Below are 16,797 nucleotides of genomic sequence, written 5' to 3'. Positions count from 1 at the left end.
TCGCACGGCTGCCTGATTCCCCACCTTCCGTGCGGGAAACGTTGCCCGGCGGGTGCCCGGGTACGGCGGCGGACGTGACGGCGTGGAAGCATCCAGCGGCCCTGGTCGGCCCCGCCGTGCACTGGCCCGGCCAGCGGCGGATTCGCGTGGTGCGGCCGGACAATCTCGGCGACGTGGTGATGTGCGGCCGGCCCTGCCCGCGTTGCGGGTCGCCGCGCCGCAGGCTCGCTCCGAGGCGACCGGCGCACGGTCGACCCGGCATGCGAGGAGGCGTGTCGGCCTCAGCTGCCGTCGTCGATGAGGGCAGCGAGGCCGTCGAGGGTGCGTGCGAGGCCGAAGGCCCAGGCGCGGTCGGCGTGCCACGCGCTGCCCTGCGCTTCGCCGGCGGCGGAGCCGATGCGGACGGCGCGGGGATAGATGTGGGGATCGAGGGCGCGGGCGAGGACGGATTGGTTGGCCGCCCACCAGTCGGCGTCGCTCATCGCGGTGTCGGTCGTGGCCCGGGCAGCGTCGTGGGCCGATCGGCAGTGGGACTGCACGAACCCGAGCAGGTAGGTCAGGGCGGCGTCGATGTCGACGTCGGAGAGCCCGGTGTCGTCGAATGCGGCGAGCTCGTGCTCGTACTTGGCCATCATGCCCGGCCCGAGCGGGGGGCGGCTCAGGGCGGCGACCTCGGTGAGCCAGGGGTGGGCGGTGAGCAGGGCCCGGTTGGCCTCGGCCACCGTGGTGAGCCGCTCGCGCCACGGTTGCCCGGCCCATGGAGCACGGGTCATCCGTGCGTAGCAGGCGTCCACCATCAGGTCGAGCAACTCGGGCTTGCCCGGCACGTAGGTGTAGACCGACATGGCGGAGACTCCGACCCGCTCGGCCACCGCGCGAATGGTGACCGCGGTCAGGCCCTGCTCGTCGGCAAGCGCGAGCGCGGCGGCGACGACCTGCGTGATGGTCAGCGACCGGGCTGGCCCCTTGCGCCGCGCCGTCTCGGAGGGCTCCCGCCACAGCAGGGCGAGCGTGCGGCTGGGCTCGCCTGATCCGGTGCGGTTCTGGGTCACGGGAACAATCCTGCCACACCTTCGCCGTACACCGTATGGTGTACGGTGTATAATGTAATCCGATCGTTCAACCCCCTGCCTGCCCGGCCTCGGCAGGGGCCATCGAGTCGACAGGAGCCCACCGCATGCGCTTCACCGAGTCCGCCATCTCGCTCAACGTCCCCGACGTCCAGGCCTCCGCCTCCTGGGTGCAGCAGCATCTCGGGTTCACCGAGGTGATGGCTGCCGATGGGTTCTGCTCTCTGGCCCACCCCGAGGCGGGGTTCAACCTCATCTATCTGCGCACCGGGCTGCCGACGTTCAAACCGGCGTCGGCTGCCGGCCGCGCCGATGGGCTGCTGGTCGTGTTCACCGTCGATGACATCGACGCCGACTACACGCGGCTGCAGCAGGAGGGGGTCGAGATCGTCACCCCGATCGAGACCGAGCCATGGGGGGAGCGCTACTTCCAGATGGCCGATCCCAACGGTGTGATCTACCAGCTCGTGCAGTGGGTCTCACCGCCCGATCCACAGCACTCCGGCTGATCCTTCGGCGCAGTGGCGGCGCGTCGTGATGTGCCGCGGCATCCGCCATGCGCCGGACCGGCCGACGTGGACCTTCGGCTCGTCGCCGCTGCGGTCCGGCTGCTGCACGACGCCCACTCACAAACACGGACCGCATCGAGGTCGGCGAGTACACCTACTACGACGACCCCGAGCACGCTACAGAGCCGCAACGTGCTCTACGCCTACGGCCCGGAGCGGCTGATCACCCTGCGCGCCCTATGCCCACATGGGATCAAGGCTGGTCAGCACCACCAGGTGTCGTACCTTCATCCGTTCAATGATCGCAGCCGGCAAGTGGGTTTAGCCGTAGACCGGGCGTGATCAAAGACGGCACAGCCGAGTGCGCGATCGTGCCGGGATCAGTGCGTCAGATTAGGACCCCGACACCCTGTGTAGGGTCCCGCTGGGGAAGCACGGCAGCGCGCAAGGGAGAGAGCCGGCGAGATGCAGGCGTTGGAGCTTCAGCGTGCGGTGGCCGCGGCCATGTCGATCGCAGCATCAGTTGACCTGATGGTCGACGATGCTGTCGTTCTGCAGGACTCTAACAAGCTGACGCTGCGTCTGCTGCCATGTGACGTCGTGGCCCGGGTGGCACCTGCAACGGATCAGGTCGCGCACACCGAGATTGAGCTTGCGCAACGGCTCGCCGAATCCGGGAGCCCGGTAGCTGCTCTTGATCCTCGAGTAGAGCCAAGTGTCTACGAGCGTGACGGGTTCGTGGTCACGCTGTGGACCTACTACGAATCTGCGACGTGCCGGCAGATCTCGCCAGCCGACTACGCCGATGCACTCCGGCGGCTGCATGCCGGCATGCGCAAGCTCGATGTCCCCACGCCGCACTTCACGGATCGAGTCGAGCAGGCACAGCAACTCGTGGCAAGCCGCGACCGCACCCCGGCCCTCGCCGACGCGGACCGGGAACTCCTCGGCAACACGTTACAAAGCCTGCGACGAGTGATCGGCCGACGTGGCGAAGCCGAGCAACCAGTGCACGGCGAGCCGCACCCGGGCAACGTGCTCACCACGAAGAATGGGCTGCTCTTCATAGACCTCGAGACATGCTGCCGTGGACCGATCGAGTTCGACCTCGCCCATGCGCCCGAAGAAGTCGGCGAGCACTACCCGGGTGTCGACCACAGGCTGCTACGCGCATGCCGGATCCTCGTGCTGGCGATGATCACCACGTGGCGCTGGGATCGAGGCGATCAGTTCCCCGACGGACGCCGGCTGGGCACCGAGTGGCTCAGCCAGATCCGAGCAGCGCTCGACCGCAACGGCCTGGATACCGGAAGCTGACAGCCGCAATCCAACAGACCGCAGCATGGCCCGATCTCGGCAGGTTGCTCGGCATGCTGGTACCTCCCATGCGCGCTGTGCGGGCACGTTGACGGCGCCGGTCAGCGGACCACGCGTACGGCGAGAAAGGCGTCGACCGCGGCGATGAACTCCGCTGGCTCGTCGTGGTGCACGTGATGGCCCGCGTCGATGGTGACCAGGGTGGCGTCCGGCATCCGCTCTGCGGTCTCGGCCAGCAGGTGTTGGGGGATGACACTGCGCGCGCCTCCGATGATCAGCGTCGGGGTGGAGATGGCCTTCATGTCGTCCCACCACGCCGGATCGGGATCGTTGATTTGTGCGCGGATGGCGTTGACGGCGGCGAAGTCGAACGGCGTGGGCTCGTCGGGCGGCTGCAGCGGTGGACGCTTCAAGCCGCCCGATCGGGGGGCCGTCATGTCCGCCAGGATCAGGTGCGTGACCAGGTGCGGGGCGGTCTCGGCGAGCAGGACCGCCACGATGCCGCCCATGGAATGGCCGATGAGCACGCACCGGTCGATTCCCACCGTCGCGAGAAACCCGATGACGTCGTCGCGCATCAGCTCGAAGGAGTACCGGCCAGGGTGCGAGCTGCGGCCGTGGCCGCGTAGGTCCAGCGCGTACACGCGGTACGTGGCCGCGAAGGCGGCATGCACGCCGCCCCAGTCGCGCCCGTCGTCGCCGAGACCATGCAGCAGCACCATCGGTGGGGCTGCCGGGTCACCGGCCGCCCGGTATGCGAGCGTCACCCCGTTGACGTCAACGGTTCCCAGTTCGAAGACGTGCGATTGCGTCACGCTGGCTACGCTACCGCCGGGCAGCGGAACGTCTAGCGACGCGCTCACCTGTAGCCGCCGATCGTGCGCCGATAATGGATCAGCCAAGGCACCTGGGGCCTGAGAGGTTGCAGTCGCCTGGACTCGTCGGCGTGACTCACGTGATGCCTATCGTCTCGCGCCAGCGGCTTTGAGCAGCGCTTCCGCCTCAAAGTGGCCGCCTCGGACGGCCCACTCGAGGGGCGACAGCCCGCTACCGTGATCCTCGCGGAGATTCGGATCCGCGCCCCCTGCGAGGAGTTCGCGGACGACATCGGCGTGCCCCCACGCTGCGGCTGCCGTCAAGGGTGTCCCCTCGTCGCCGCGCCCACTCTCCATGTTCGGGTCCGCCCCGGCGTCCAGCAGAACCCGCACCGCCGCAGGCTTGTTCCGCAGCGCGGCCAGGTAGAGGGGTGTGGTGCCGTCACGGTCTGCCGCGTTCGGGTCTGCCCCCGCGCGCCACAGCGCACGTACGGCCGGAAGATCGTCACGCAGTAGCGAGGCCATCAGGCGGACGGTGAGCTTCTTGCGCTGTCGGACGTTCACCAGCCTCAGAATAGGCGGCTGGGTCCGCGATGACCGAGCTGACGTAGGCCCGTTGCTGGCCGTCCCACTGACTGACATCAGTAGGCCCAGAACCAACGCCCACCGCACAATCCTGCCGTAACCGATCCCGGACCTACCATGGCCCGCACCAAGACCGACTTCACGCACATGCCGTCGGTCGTGTGCGCGCCGTGCGTCGGACCTTCGGTCGGCACGAGCGACGGGAGATGACGATGATGGCAGCGGCGGACGTGGTGGTGGTCGGCGGTGGGGTCGTCGGAATGACGGCGGCGGTGACTCTTCAGCAGCGGGGGGCACGGGTGACCGTGTTGTCTGCCGACGACCCGGCGGACACGGTGTCCACGGTGGCCGCCGCGGTCTGGTACCCGACCCACACCGACGAGGACCCACGGGTGTTGGACTGGGCGCGGCAGACGTACACGAAATTGAGCCGCCAGGCGGGCGACGGGGTGCCGGGGGCGGTCGACCGGCCGACCCGGATGCTGCTGCGCGAGCCGTACGTCGGGCCGCCCTGGTGGGCACCGGCGTGCGCAGATCTGCTGGCGGAGCCGGCAGCGCCGCCGTACACGGCACTGCTGCGGTTCACCGCGCCAGCGGTGGAGATGACGCCGTACCTGGCCTGGCTTCGGCAGCGGTTGGCGGCCGGCGCGACTGTTCGGATCAGCTCTGCGTATTGGGGAAAGCGGGGCCGTCGCCAGGTTGCCGCTTCTTGTCTGCGGTGACGTGCCGTCACTTGCGGGCAGGCAACAGGTTCGATGCACAATGGTCGGTGCACCGAGCGCGCCGGAGCGACAACCGAGTGTGATCCGCTGAGACCGATGGAGGCACGTCCATGGCGTTGACCCCGGCGGCCGGCGGTTGTGGCGATTCGCCCGCGTCATCCGTGCCGATCCAGTCCCCGAGGCCGGTGAACGCCGAGGTCGAGTGGGACGGTTTCGACCCGCAGGCCTATATCCGGCACAACTACGCGGACCTGCGCTCCGACGACCGGGAGCTGCTCCGCCGGACCCGAGACTTCTTCGCCGGAGCGAATCTGGCCGACGCCCGCTGTGTCGACGTCGGATCGGGCGCCAACCTCTACCCGGCCCTGACGCTCTTGCCGTTCGCGCACGTCATCGACCTGTGCGAGTGGTCCACGTCGAATGTGCGCTGGCTGCGTACGCAGGTCGACGGCTACGACGAACTCTGGGACCCGTACTGGCAAGTCTGCGTCGAGCACCCGGCGTACGCGGCGCTGCCCGATCCGCGACGGCGTCTGGCACAGGTCGGGCGAGTCTGCAGGACCAGCGTCTTCGACCTGCCGCCGCGCACCTGGGACGCGGGCACGATGTTCTTCGTGGCCTGCTCCATCTCGGCCGATCGGGCGGAGGCCGAACACGCCGTCGCCCGGTTCCTGCGGGCGCTGCGCCCCGGGTCACCCTTCGCTGTGGCCGTCATGCTCGGGTCCTCCGGCTACCGCGTCGGCCCGCGCTCCTTCCCGGCCGTGGCGCTGCAACGCGCTGAGGTGGTGGCGGGCATCGTGGCCAGCGCGTACGACGTGACCGTCCACGAGGAGCGCCCCCGGCCGCCGTTGCGCGACGGATACCTGAGCATGCTGCTGGCCACCGGCCGCACCCGCGGATAGTGCCGATGCGTATCATCGTCGCCGCCGAGTGGACGCCTCGGCCTGCCGGGGCGGACATTCTGCACCACGTCCGGCGGGCTCGCCGACATGCGGCAGGCAGAGCGTCTCCGATGGCACTCGACCGGCCCGTTACCATGACATTGCACACCGGTGCCGGTCATCGTGGATCATCGTGCGCCACGGCAACACCAGCGGTTCCGAGTCGGCGACTACATGCAGACGGCGGTGGATCATGCGGATACAGCCGCGCCAGGAGATCCTCGACATCTGGCGGGCCACGGTGCGGAGTTGTTGGGAGAACGGTGAATGGCACTGGGGCGGCCGAAGCGGTAGCAATTCCATCAGTGATGCCGAGCAACTACTGATCCTGCTCCTTCCCGCGGCCAAGGTTCCCGTGCTGTCAATCGACGACCCCGACCGCGCCGACGACGAGGTGATCGAGGCCCTCAGCCCCATCGGCGGTGCGATCGAGATTCCCCGCCGGCTGGTCAACGTCATGATCGACTACTTCAGGCGGTACACCGCCGAGGACGGCACGCCCATCTTCAGCGGCGGCGGCTACCTCACCCCGGCCGACGGCGGCCTGGAGCTCACCGAGGAACAGCGGTCCCTGGACATCGTCGACTCGTTCGCCGTCTCCGTCACCCTCACGTTGGCCACGATCGGTTTCGTCAAGGTCTACCGCAGGGCCACCCAGCGACGTGACCTGCTCGCGCAACTGGACGACCTGGAGGCGATGGCCGGCATCCGGCTCACCGCCGCCATGGTGGGTCTGCTGCGCAGCTTCAGCACCTTCGTTTTCACCTCCACCGACGAGTACGGCCGCCGGCTGTGCGACATGGTCAACCAGGACGAGCTACCGCGCCGCGAACTCGTCACGGCGTTGCGCGAACAATTGCGGGAAACCATGGCCAGCCTGCGCAGCGTGATCATCGGGTCAGGCCGGGTCACCGAAGACCTCGACAACAGCGAAATGCTTTTCGAATGCGGCTGGTCGTGGGGCATCATCGCCGGCGCCGAGGAAGTCCCCACCAGCGAGCCGATCGGCCGGCAACGCGAAGGCTCGGCCGAGAACGCTCCCTACCTCTACTTCACGGTCATCGCGATGGACGCCATCGAAGACCTGAACTCCGAACGTACCCGCCTGCTCGGCCTGCTCAACGAGGAACAACAGCGGTTGTCCCGGGCTCTGCAACTACGCTGGGAGCTGACCCGGACCTACTGGGCGACGGTGGCGACCTTCGGCAACCGGCGGCGATGGCCCATCGAGGACATCCCGTGGCGCACGACCGACGGCGACCGCACCGACTACTACACCCTCCAAGCAACGTCGCTGGCAGTCAAGGGACTGCTCGCGGTCGGACGCGGCGGCGACGAGGAGCTCGGCCGCATCGCCGCGGTGCTCGTGGAACTGGCACAGCGGGCACGCGTCACCCGCCGCGCATCGCCCGGCGAGTCAGCGTTGCTCGTGCACACTCCCGGTAAGCGGGTCACCCTCAACGACGACACGTCCAAGCCGATCATGACGTGGAACGTGAACGAGTTCTCCACCGTGCTGCTCCATCGGGCGATCACCGTCGCCGGCCTGCTGAGCAACGCCCGGCGGCGCAGCGAACTACTCGAGTTGGCCGACGAGGTGTGGGACCACCTGCTGTTGCGCCGTATGCCCGACGGCCGGCACCGGGGGCTGTGGGACCATGCCGGCGGTGCCTTTCCCGGGCTGGCCCCCAAACCGGACGCGCCCTCCTGGTATCTGACCGAGCGGGTGGTGCACGCACTGGTCAACGCCGGTCAACTGCTCTGGGAACGGCCCTTCCCGCGCGCCGGCCGGCTCGCCGCGTACGCGCAGGACCTGATCGACGAGGCGGAGTACCTGTTCGACCGCGAGCTGATGCGCGGCACGTTTGCCGGCGAGGCGATGCAACGCAGCATGCGCAGCATCCGGGCCAGCCTGCGCCAGGCGCAACTGCTGGTGGAGGAACGCCCGGGCACGGCAGCGGCCCTGGCGAACACGCTGCTGCTTCTGCTCAACGACGTCACTACCGGGCAGCAGAAAGCCAGCGAGGGGATCTGATGCTGGTCTTCGTCACGTCGCACAAGGGTGGCACCGGTCGCTCGGTGACCGCCGCGAACATCGCCTACCGCAGCGCCCTGTCCGGCCGCCCCACCTGCTACCTGGACTACGATTTCGGCTCGCCGACCGCTGGCATCACGTTCCAGATCCCGCACGCCGTCAACGGGGTGGAGGGCGCCGGGCCCAACGGCGGCGGCTTGCACCGCTACCTGCGCGGAGAGATCCCATTTCCCGAACAGCTGGATGTCTGGGGTGCATCGGAACGGCCCAGCCTGCGCCAGCGACCCATCGGCGCGGGCCCGCTGGTGCTCCTACCCGGCCAGCGCAACGGCAGCGAATTCGGCTTTACCAACGAGATTGCCAAACGTTGTGCCGAACTCTTCCTCAGGCTGGAAGAGGAGTTCGACCTGACCCTCGTGGACCTCAGCGCCGGCCGCTCGTACGCCAGCCAGATCGCGCTGGCCGCCACTGCAACCCCCACCTTACGCAAAGTGACCGCGCGCTGGTTGGTCTTCCACCGCTGGACTCCCCAGCACGTCACCGCAGCGGCAGATCTCGCCTTCGAGGCGGGCGGCATCCTCGCCATGGGCAAGGAATACGGCCACGAGCCGGAGCGGCTGCGGGAGTCGCTGCGCTTCATCCGCACGGCGGTGATCGACTCCCGCGGCCCCGAGGTCGGTCACCTCGACCTCGCGCAGCAGGCATTTCTGCGCAAGTGCGACAAGGAACTGTCGGAACTGGCCCGCCGCCGAGGCGTCGGGCGCACGACGCTGCTCGGCGCGGTGCCGCTGGACCCGCTGTTGCAGTGGCGGGAACAGCTCATCTCGGACCACGACGTACAAGCCAAGATCGCGAATGTGAAGACGGTGGACGCCATCGTGGATCTGACCGAAAAGCTCTTCGACGAGACCGCATGGGAAACCGTGTGATCGACGTGGATGTCAGGTTCCAGGAGGCAGCTGCGGTGCGTCGGACAGAGAGCGTGGCGTACTCACACCTGTCGGTCGAGTTGGGGCACTTCTACGCGGAGGACTTCGGCGCCGGCTGCCAGGAACTGCGGCGCAGGTTCGCGCGCATCGCCGACTGGTCGCCGGCGATCCCGGCCTTGGCCCGCCAGGGACTGCCGGCAGGCCGCCAGCCACGAATCAGCACCTGCTTCATGGTGGACGACTACTTTCACCGATTCGGCTCACCGCGCGAGGTGATCCATCAGGTGCAGAGCGCCGCGGCGGATCACGGCCTGGTGTTGGACTACGTGGCCCGGGAATCCAGCTTCGCCCGCCACGGCGGCGTCGAGCTCGCCCAGATGGTGGTCGACACCCTCGTGGTGGAACCACCCCGGCACACCACCGGAAGCCGGCCCCCGCTCAGTGAATCCGGGTGGCTGTCCAACGGTATGCGTTCACCCGGGTACGTGGACGCGCCGGCGATGACCCTGCCTCGCCCTTGGTCCCCGCCGGTGCAGTCCGGCGATCCCCGGCACTCCATCTTCGTCGACATAGAGCTGTGGTCCGACGAACCCAACAGCCGGGTGTGGGCGTGCGCGCTGCTCGCATCGGTCTGGCAGATGACCCGGTTGGGCGTGCTGCGACACCGCGGGCAGACCCTGATGCAACCGAGCCGGCTCACCGGCGAGCTACCCGCCGACTGGGACGAGCTGCCGGCGGTCGTTCAGCTCAACCCGACCGCCGCGCCGTTCTGCGCGTACCGCACACTGACCCTGATGGACACCCAGTATCTGCCGGTCGAGCTGGCGGTACGGACCATCCTCGGCCAGGTGGCGGTACCGCCGGCGGTCGCGCAACAGGTCGCCCGGCGCGCCGGTGATGAAGGCCTGCACCTGCCCAGTGAGCTCGTCGACCGACTGAGTTACGTGTTCATCGGCGGGTGAGTGTGGTCAGCGCCCGCACGGCTGGTCGACCGACATTCGGCCCGCCAGGTCACGCAGCAGCGCCATGTTGCCCACGCTGATCTGATCCCGGATCCAGTTCACCGATGAGTTCCACTGCCGGCTGAATCCGGGCACCTGTTCCAAGCGGTCCCAGATCGGCCGCAGCCGCGGGTTGACCCGCGCGCCCGGCAACCACAGATGCAGCAGGTGCTCCAGCACAGGCCGCAACCGCTCAACGTGCTCCTGCCCGGAGGCCGACCGGGTGACAGCGGCCTCCATCAGGGAGGAGAGCATGGTCAGCAGCCAGTCGTGCAACGCGAGATCCTCGCAGAGACCGGCCACGGCCGCCGGCACGTCCTGCGGGGCGAGCACCAGTTCAACCGTACGCAGGGTCGGGGAGTCCACGGTGACGACGGCGGAGACCTCGCGGTCCGGCTGCTGGCCCACCTGCGCGGTCCACCGCAGCCGGGTACGCGCCGCGCGCAGCGGGGGACGCCTATCCAGCAGGTCGGACATCTGCACCCCGTCGAGCACACGTCCGGTGATCGCCTCCAGGTTCAGCACGTCCGCGTCGTTGCCGTGCAGGAAACCCGCGGTCAGGTCGGCGCTGTTCAGCTTGCCGACCGTCTCCAGGACGCCCGGGTTGGCCAGATAGTGCGACCACGGGTGGCGACGTTGGCCGTTGACGACCTGGATGACCGACGACGCCTGCACGATTCGGCCGCCGGTGATGATGGCTCGGGTGACCACCGCGCCCACCCCCCGTAGCCGCCGCCGTTTGGCGCTGGGCAGCCAGCAGTCCACGCCGGTGCGCACATCGGGCGAGACCGCATAGAGCGACGGACGGCGGGAGGTCAGCACGGCCTCGCCTTCGACCAGGCTGAGCACTTCCGAACTCTGCTCCTGAGCCAGCGCCGTGCTGTGCTGGAGCAGGTTGGTGTGCACCTCACCGACCGTGATCATAGTTTCCTCCGCATCGCCGTCCGCCCGCAATCATCCTGCGGAATGCGACCCCCACTGGTTCATCCTCGCCGTGACCCGCGCCGATACCGCCCCTGGTGAGGCAACGGGACCCTCGCGACAACGGAAATCGACCCGTGGATCGGCATCTGCCCCGGACATCATAAGCCTGACATCGGCGGGAATCCCATGGTGCGCGAAGCGCTCACCGGCCGCACCGACGTGACGACGGCTGATATTTTCGATAGTGCGGTTGCCAGCTACCCCTGGAGTTGCCGTTCATGAAGGTCTACATTTCGGCCACTCAAAAAGACCTGCTGGAACATCGCGCTGCCGTACACGCAGTGGCACGTCGTCTGGAGATCGAGGACGTCGCCATGGAAGCGTACGGTGCCGACGTCCGACTACCACTCGACCGCTGCCTGGCCGACGTACGCCGCTGCGATCTCTACATCGGACTGTTCGCATGGCGCTACGGATTCTGTCCGCCCGGTCAGGAATCCTCCATCACCGAACTGGAGTACCGCGAGGCACTCGCGGCCGGAAAACCCTGCCTGGTCTTTCTCCTCGCCGAGGATGCCCCCTGGCCGGGCGACCAAATCGACCGGGGCACCGACGGGGATCGGATCGTCGAACTGCGCCGGGAACTCAAGGAACGACACCTGTGCGCCTTCTTCAGCAGCGTCGACGACCTCACCGCCAAGGTCACCGCGGCGCTGGCCGACGTGCGCAGCGGACGTTCCCCCGCACGCGGATCCGCCGACCCGGACACCCACCTACCCGAAGCCGTACGCAGCCACTACTACAAGCAACTGGCGCTCAGATACCACGCCGTCCCAGTCGACGCTGTCTCACCACGTCCCACCATCGGCTACCTCACCGTCGGGCTGCCGAAGGTGTTCGTCGAGCCTCGAGTGCACGAGGAGGCCCGCCCGGAAATGCCACTGGCCTGGTGGCGGTGGGCCGGCGCCACACCGGGCGGCGACACCGGCGGACTACCCGGCGTGGTGAACCCGGAAGAGCTCGAACGACTCTGGGAGGAGTACGCGGCCAAGGACGCGCTCTCGTTGTTCGACGTGGTCTGCGACCCCGGCCGCCGTACGATCGTCCTGCTCGGCGACCCCGGCTCCGGCAAGTCAGCGGCCGCACGGTACCTGGCACTGGCACTGGCCGGAGCCTGCGACGAACCCCGACTCGCGGCGCTGAACCGGTACCTGCCCGTGCTGATCGAACTGCGCTCCTACGCCGCGCACTGCGGCGACGGGCGCTGCGACGGCTTACTCGACTACGTCGGCCACCGCCACCAACAGGGACTGACCGGCATCGACCAGGAGGTGCTGGAGTCATACCTGCGCCAGGGCGGCCAAGCCCTCTTTCTCTTCGACGGCCTCGACGAAGTGTTCGACCCGGTCCAGCGCGAAGAGGTGGCCGCGCAGATCGCCACCTTCGCCAACGAGTACCCGGGGGTGCTGTCGGTGGTCACCTCACGGGCGGCTGGCTACCAGCGACAGACCTTCGCCAACGCCGGTTTCGACCACTTCACCCTCGAGGACCTCGACGACGAACAGATCAACCGGTTCCTCGACAACTGGTACCGCTACGTGATGCCCACCCCGGCTGTCGAAGCGGAACGGCAACGACGACAGCTTCTCGACATGCTGCGCAACTCCCGAGCGATGCACGAGATCGCCGGCAACCCGCTGCTGCTGATGCTCATGGCGATCGTCGGCCGCAGCCACCCCCTGCCCCGCAACCGACGCCGACTGTACGCGCACGTCACCGACGTCCTCATATCCGAGTGGGACGTGACCAAACAACTGCGGGAGAGCCACGGCGACGTACCCTCGCTGGACCCGCAGGCGAAGCGCCGACTGCTGCGCCACCTGGCATTCCGCATGCAGTTCCGGGAATCGGGACCGGCCGGCAACTACATCGACTCCGACGAACTGGCCCGCATCTTTCGCGATCATCTCGTCGCGTTCTACGGTTTCGAGAACGAGCGGGCGCTCGCCATGGCCTACTCGATGATCGACAAATTGCGCCAGCGAAGCTTCATCCTGGAACGATACGGGCTGCGACTGTTCGGGTTCGTGCACCGCGCGTTCCTGGAATTCTTCTGTGCCGAGGAGATCGTGGACAGGATCGAGAACGACCCCGGTGCCTGGGACCTCGACCGGCTCCGCGCCCTCTTCCGCGAACACTGGGCCGACCCGTCCTGGCGGGAGGTGCTCCGGCTCGTCGCCGGCGACCTACCCGCCCGGATCGCCAACGACCTGATCGCCCTGCTCGCCACCGAGACCACCCAACCCTGGCCGCCGCTGAACCTGACCGCCCCGCCCTGGAACCTCGTGCTGGCCGCGCAATGCGTGGCCGAAACCCCACAGCCCTCCGAACTGACCGACGCGGGCAACGCCGTGCTGCGCCAGGTCGTGCTGCTGGTCGAACACGGCATCTCCGCCGACGACCCCAACCTGGCGGACCTCACCGAACAGGAACTGCTCTCCTCGGTCCGGGCACTCGGGCCGAACTGGCCCAGCCGGCACACCTTCCTGAACTGGTACCGCCGCCGCGGAGTACGAACCAGCTGGCGCTCCGGCTCCGCCTTCGCCACCCGGATCGCCGCAGCGCTGTCCACCACCGAGGAACACCTGGAGGAACTGCTGGTCCGGGAGCTCCAGCAGGGCCGCGAGCGGCAAGCCCACCTCGCCCTGGTCGCCGGGCTCGCCGAAGCCGCCGGCCGGCTGGACACCACCGACGGCGACCGCCGTCGCTACCGGGACATCCTGATCGCCCAGGCCCGAGCCAAGGTCTCCACCGCCGTCCGGCAGGCCGCCGTACGGGCCCTGATCACCCACTTCGGCGCCGAACCCGACCTCACCGACGAGCTACGCGACCTCGCCGACTCACCCGACCCAGCGGTCCGCGTGCTGGCCGTGCAGTCCCTCGGCGGTCGCGCCGAACTCAGCGACGACATCCGGCACGCCCTGCTCCGGGCCACCGAGGACACCGCCACCACAGTACGACGAGCCGCCGTCGCCGTGCTCGTCGCGCGCTGCACCGACCTGCCGGACGCACCCGGCACCCTCCAGCGACTACTGGCCACCGACTCCGATCCCGCAGTCGTGCAGGACGCGCTGACGGCCCTGCTGGCCCTGCCCGAGCACGCCGAGACCGCCCGCAGCCGCGCGCTGCAGCGAATGACCGGCGACTCCCCGAACGAGGTGCGGCGCTGCCTGGTGACCAGACTGCTGCCGGGACGATCCGGCCCGGAGGAGACCGACCTGTTGCTGAAGCTGGCCAGCTCGGACAGCTCCGCCCGGCTCCGCGCCACCGCCGTGCAGCGGCTGGCGCTCGTACCGGACCCGGACGGACGCTGCCGGACCCGGCTGATCGACCAGATCGAACAGGACGAGGACGCCTCCGTGCGGGCTGCCGCCGTGACCGCGCTGATCGACCGGGACAGCACCGACGACACCTGCTGGACCGTGGTGGCGCACGCGGCTCGCGTCGACGAGGACGCCACGGTGCGCCTCGCCGCGGTACGCGCCCTGGCCGAGGCCCACCCGGACCCCCGCATCGGAGAACTGCTGCTGGACAGCGCCCGACGCGACCCGACCGCGAGCGTCCGGCTCACCGCCGTCGACCTGCTCACCGCCCGACAACTGTTCGCCCACGCCACCCGCGATCTGCTCATCAGCCGAGCCTTCCAAGAGCGGGACGCGCTCGTCCGGCTGCGGGTCACCCGCAGCCTGGCCCGTCTTGCCGACCCGCCCGACCCCGCCGTGCGCGAGTGCCTGGCCGAACAGGTCAGCCGAGATCCCGACCCGAACGTGCTGCGCGCGGCCGCCGACACACTCGCCCGGCACGGCGGGGTCGAGGGCCTCGTGGAAACACTGTGCCGGCGGGCCCGCCGGGACAGCTACGTCGGCATCCGGCTGGCTGCCGTGCAGACGCTCTGCCGGTACGGCAGCCCCGACGTGGTAACCGACGTGCTGCTGGAATGTGTCGAGTCGGACACCGACCCGACCGTGTTCGACGCCGCGGTCTGCTGCCTGACCGAGCGGGGGAGCGCCTCCATGGCGGTGACACTGCGACTGATGCGCCGCCTGGCCGACCAGGACCCGGCGATCCGCGCCCGCATCGCCGCCGCGCTCGGCGAGCACTTCGGCGCCGACCCCGAAGCTCAGGTGCTGCTCGTCGGACTGGTCCGCGACGACCCGGCCCTGGAGGTCCGGCGCCGAGCAGCGGAACAACTCGGCGCGACCCTGGCCGGCCGCGCCGGAGTGCCGGAGCTGCTGCTCCGGCTGGCCGACGACGACGACTGGGAGATCCGCCGGACGGCGTTGCTCGCGCTGACCCGACACCACTACCGAGACACCCGGACACGAGAGCTGCTCATGCGGCTCGGCCGCCAGGAAGACGACGACACCGTACGGCGGCTGGCCGGGCAACTACTGGCCACGCTACCCGACATCACGCCCGACGACTTTCCGTGATCAGGCCCGGCCCATCACCCGATCGAGCGCGTCGCAGCGCTGATGCCGGGTTCGCGATCGCCGGCTCCGACTTCGAGGCCGGCAATTCCACGGCCCTGCTGACCGACCGGCCGTGGCGGCTCCTCACCCGCACCGTGCCCAAGGCGCCGACCGGCAGCTGACGCTTGATTAGATTGGCTTCGGTAAATAGATTGAGGGTGGGCGCCGCCGAGGCCCGGGTGACCGGGTTGTCGGCGGCTGACAGGTCCACCCCGAGCCGGGCACGTCGGTCGTACGCGCCGACCAGTCGCTGTGGCGCACCGCTGCGCCGCGCTCAGGGCGCGTTGCCGTGCCGCGTCCGTCCGGGACGCACGCCACCACGCGCCTCCGTCCATCTCGATGGCAGAAGGACCTCCCATGACGATTCTCCGTGCCCGCACCGCCCCGATTCTGGTGGTCGTCGCCGCGCTGGCCGCCACCGTGGCCGCGACCGGAACGGCCCTGCTCACCGGCCCGGCCATGGCGGCCCAGGGCTGCCGGGTCGACTACACGCCCAACCAGTGGCCCGGCGGGTTCACCGCCAACATCAAGGTTTCCCCCGGTGACGCGGCCGTCTCCGGTTGGACCGTCACCTGGACGTACTCGGGGGACGAGCGCGTCACGAACGGCTGGAACGCCGCGGTCAGCCAATCCGGATCGACGGTGACCGCCCGCAACATGTCGTACAACGGCAGCATCCCGGCCGGCGGCTCCACCGAGTTCGGTGTGCAGGGCACGTTCGCCTCCGGCGGCGGCACGCCGACCGGGTTCAGCCTGAACGGCGTACCGTGCAACGGCGCCGGGCCGGCCCCGACCGGCGTGCCCACCACGATGATGCCGACCACCACGCCGCCGGCTTCGATCCCGCCGAGCAGCCTGCCGCCGACTTCGGCCCCGCCGACCACGAACCCGCCGACCGGATGCGCCGGGGCGGTGCTCTGCGACGGCTTCGAGAACCAGACCGGCTCGACGCCGTCCGGCGACTGGACCGTGGTGAACCCGGACTGTTCCGGCGCCGGCACGGCCACCATCGACACGGTCACCACGCACAGCGGCAGTCGGGCGGTCCGGATCAATGGCGCAGCCGGGTACTGCAACCACGTGTTCATCAAATCCACGAAGAACCTCAGCAGCATGGGCAGTGTCCGGTACGGCCGGATCTGGGTACGGCACACCACCGCCCAGCCCACTGATCACACCACGATGGTGGCGATGGCCGACGCCGCCGACGGAAACAGGGACCTGCGGATGGGCGGCCAGAACGGCGCCCTGCAGTGGAACCGTGCCTCCGATGACGCGACTCTGCCCGAGCAGAGCCCGGCTGGGGTGGCGCAGAGTGTGCCGCTGCCCACCAATCGGTGGGTCTGCCTGGAGTTCATGGTCGACGGTTCGGCTGGTCAGCTCCGTACCTGGCTGGATGGCGCCGCCATCGCCGGGC

The 16,797-nt window shown here is 69.0% G+C and carries 14 protein-coding genes; 10 read left to right on the top strand and 4 right to left on the bottom strand.

Going from position 1 to position 16,797, the window contains the following annotated elements:
- Positions 1-281: 281 nt before the first annotated feature.
- The gene (locus Vqi01_RS25185; protein ID WP_204037329.1) at positions 282-1,052 is read right to left on the bottom strand and encodes a TetR/AcrR family transcriptional regulator; all 771 of its coding nucleotides are present in this window, start codon (positions 1,050-1,052) and stop codon (positions 282-284) included.
- Positions 1,053-1,177: 125 nt separating this feature from the next.
- Between Vqi01_RS25185 and Vqi01_RS25180 the strand changes: the two genes are divergently transcribed.
- Together Vqi01_RS25180 and Vqi01_RS25175 are read left to right on the top strand one after the other, a co-directional pair.
- On the top strand, positions 1,178-1,579 hold the full coding sequence (locus Vqi01_RS25180) for a VOC family protein (RefSeq protein ID WP_204037328.1): 402 nt from the start codon (positions 1,178-1,180) through the stop codon (positions 1,577-1,579).
- Positions 1,580-2,044: 465 nt separating this feature from the next.
- The gene (locus tag Vqi01_RS25175; protein WP_204037327.1) at positions 2,045-2,896 is read left to right on the top strand and encodes a phosphotransferase enzyme family protein; all 852 of its coding nucleotides are present in this window, start codon (positions 2,045-2,047) and stop codon (positions 2,894-2,896) included.
- 101 nt (positions 2,897-2,997) lie between these two features.
- Here the strand turns inward: Vqi01_RS25175 and Vqi01_RS25170 are convergent, their stop codons facing one another.
- A complete protein-coding gene (locus Vqi01_RS25170) occupies positions 2,998-3,618 on the bottom strand; it encodes an alpha/beta fold hydrolase (RefSeq protein WP_204037341.1) in 621 nt (206 codons plus the stop codon).
- Positions 3,619-3,858: 240 nt separating this feature from the next.
- The gene (locus tag Vqi01_RS25165) at positions 3,859-4,275 is read right to left on the bottom strand and encodes an ankyrin repeat domain-containing protein (RefSeq protein WP_204037326.1); all 417 of its coding nucleotides are present in this window, start codon (positions 4,273-4,275) and stop codon (positions 3,859-3,861) included.
- 233 nt (positions 4,276-4,508) lie between these two features.
- Here Vqi01_RS25165 and Vqi01_RS25160 point away from each other — a divergent pair, with 233 nt between their 5' ends.
- The 5 genes from Vqi01_RS25160 to Vqi01_RS25140 all read left to right on the top strand — a co-directional run bounded on the left by Vqi01_RS25160 (position 4,509) and on the right by Vqi01_RS25140 (position 9,885).
- Entirely contained in the window at positions 4,509-5,018 is a 510-nt protein-coding gene (locus Vqi01_RS25160) for an FAD-dependent oxidoreductase (RefSeq protein WP_239098654.1), read from the top strand.
- Positions 5,019-5,128: 110 nt separating this feature from the next.
- The gene (locus tag Vqi01_RS25155; protein WP_204037325.1) at positions 5,129-5,920 is read left to right on the top strand and encodes an SCO2525 family SAM-dependent methyltransferase; all 792 of its coding nucleotides are present in this window, start codon (positions 5,129-5,131) and stop codon (positions 5,918-5,920) included.
- 232 nt (positions 5,921-6,152) lie between these two features.
- Complete coding sequence (locus Vqi01_RS25150) at positions 6,153-7,994, top strand: SCO2524 family protein (protein WP_204037324.1); 1,842 nt, start codon at positions 6,153-6,155, stop codon at positions 7,992-7,994.
- Positions 7,994-8,923, top strand: a complete 930-nt coding sequence (locus Vqi01_RS25145) for an SCO2523 family variant P-loop protein (RefSeq protein WP_204037323.1) — start codon at positions 7,994-7,996, stop codon at positions 8,921-8,923. The genes Vqi01_RS25150 and Vqi01_RS25145 overlap by 1 nt, the downstream gene beginning before the upstream one ends.
- Complete coding sequence (locus tag Vqi01_RS25140) at positions 8,908-9,885, top strand: SCO2522 family protein (protein ID WP_239098653.1); 978 nt, start codon at positions 8,908-8,910, stop codon at positions 9,883-9,885. Before Vqi01_RS25145 ends, Vqi01_RS25140 begins: the two co-directional genes overlap by 16 nt.
- A 6-nt stretch (positions 9,886-9,891) precedes the next feature.
- Here the strand turns inward: Vqi01_RS25140 and Vqi01_RS25135 are convergent, their stop codons facing one another.
- Positions 9,892-10,848, bottom strand: coding sequence for an SCO2521 family protein (locus Vqi01_RS25135; RefSeq protein WP_204037322.1), 957 nt, complete (start codon positions 10,846-10,848; stop codon positions 9,892-9,894).
- Positions 10,849-11,126: 278 nt separating this feature from the next.
- On the opposite strand from Vqi01_RS25135, the gene Vqi01_RS25130 reads away from it, so the two are divergent.
- The 3 genes from Vqi01_RS25130 to Vqi01_RS25120 form a co-directional block, all read left to right on the top strand.
- Entirely contained in the window at positions 11,127-15,341 is a 4,215-nt protein-coding gene (locus Vqi01_RS25130) for a HEAT repeat domain-containing protein (protein ID WP_204037321.1), read from the top strand.
- Positions 15,338-15,502 (top strand): hypothetical protein, encoded by a 165-nt coding sequence (locus tag Vqi01_RS25125; RefSeq protein ID WP_204037320.1) that lies wholly within the window; start codon positions 15,338-15,340, stop codon positions 15,500-15,502. Before Vqi01_RS25130 ends, Vqi01_RS25125 begins: the two co-directional genes overlap by 4 nt.
- A 235-nt stretch (positions 15,503-15,737) precedes the next feature.
- Positions 15,738-16,797, top strand: a 1,060-nt coding sequence (locus Vqi01_RS25120) for a cellulose-binding domain-containing protein (protein ID WP_204037319.1), incomplete at its 3' end; no start/stop codon positions are given.

The sequence above is a fragment of the Micromonospora qiuiae genome (assembly GCF_016863555.1).
Taxonomy (GTDB): domain Bacteria; phylum Actinomycetota; class Actinomycetes; order Mycobacteriales; family Micromonosporaceae; genus Micromonospora; species Micromonospora qiuiae.
The sequence above is the reverse complement of the archived record's forward strand: the minus strand, read 5'-3'. Positions and strand labels throughout refer to the sequence as shown.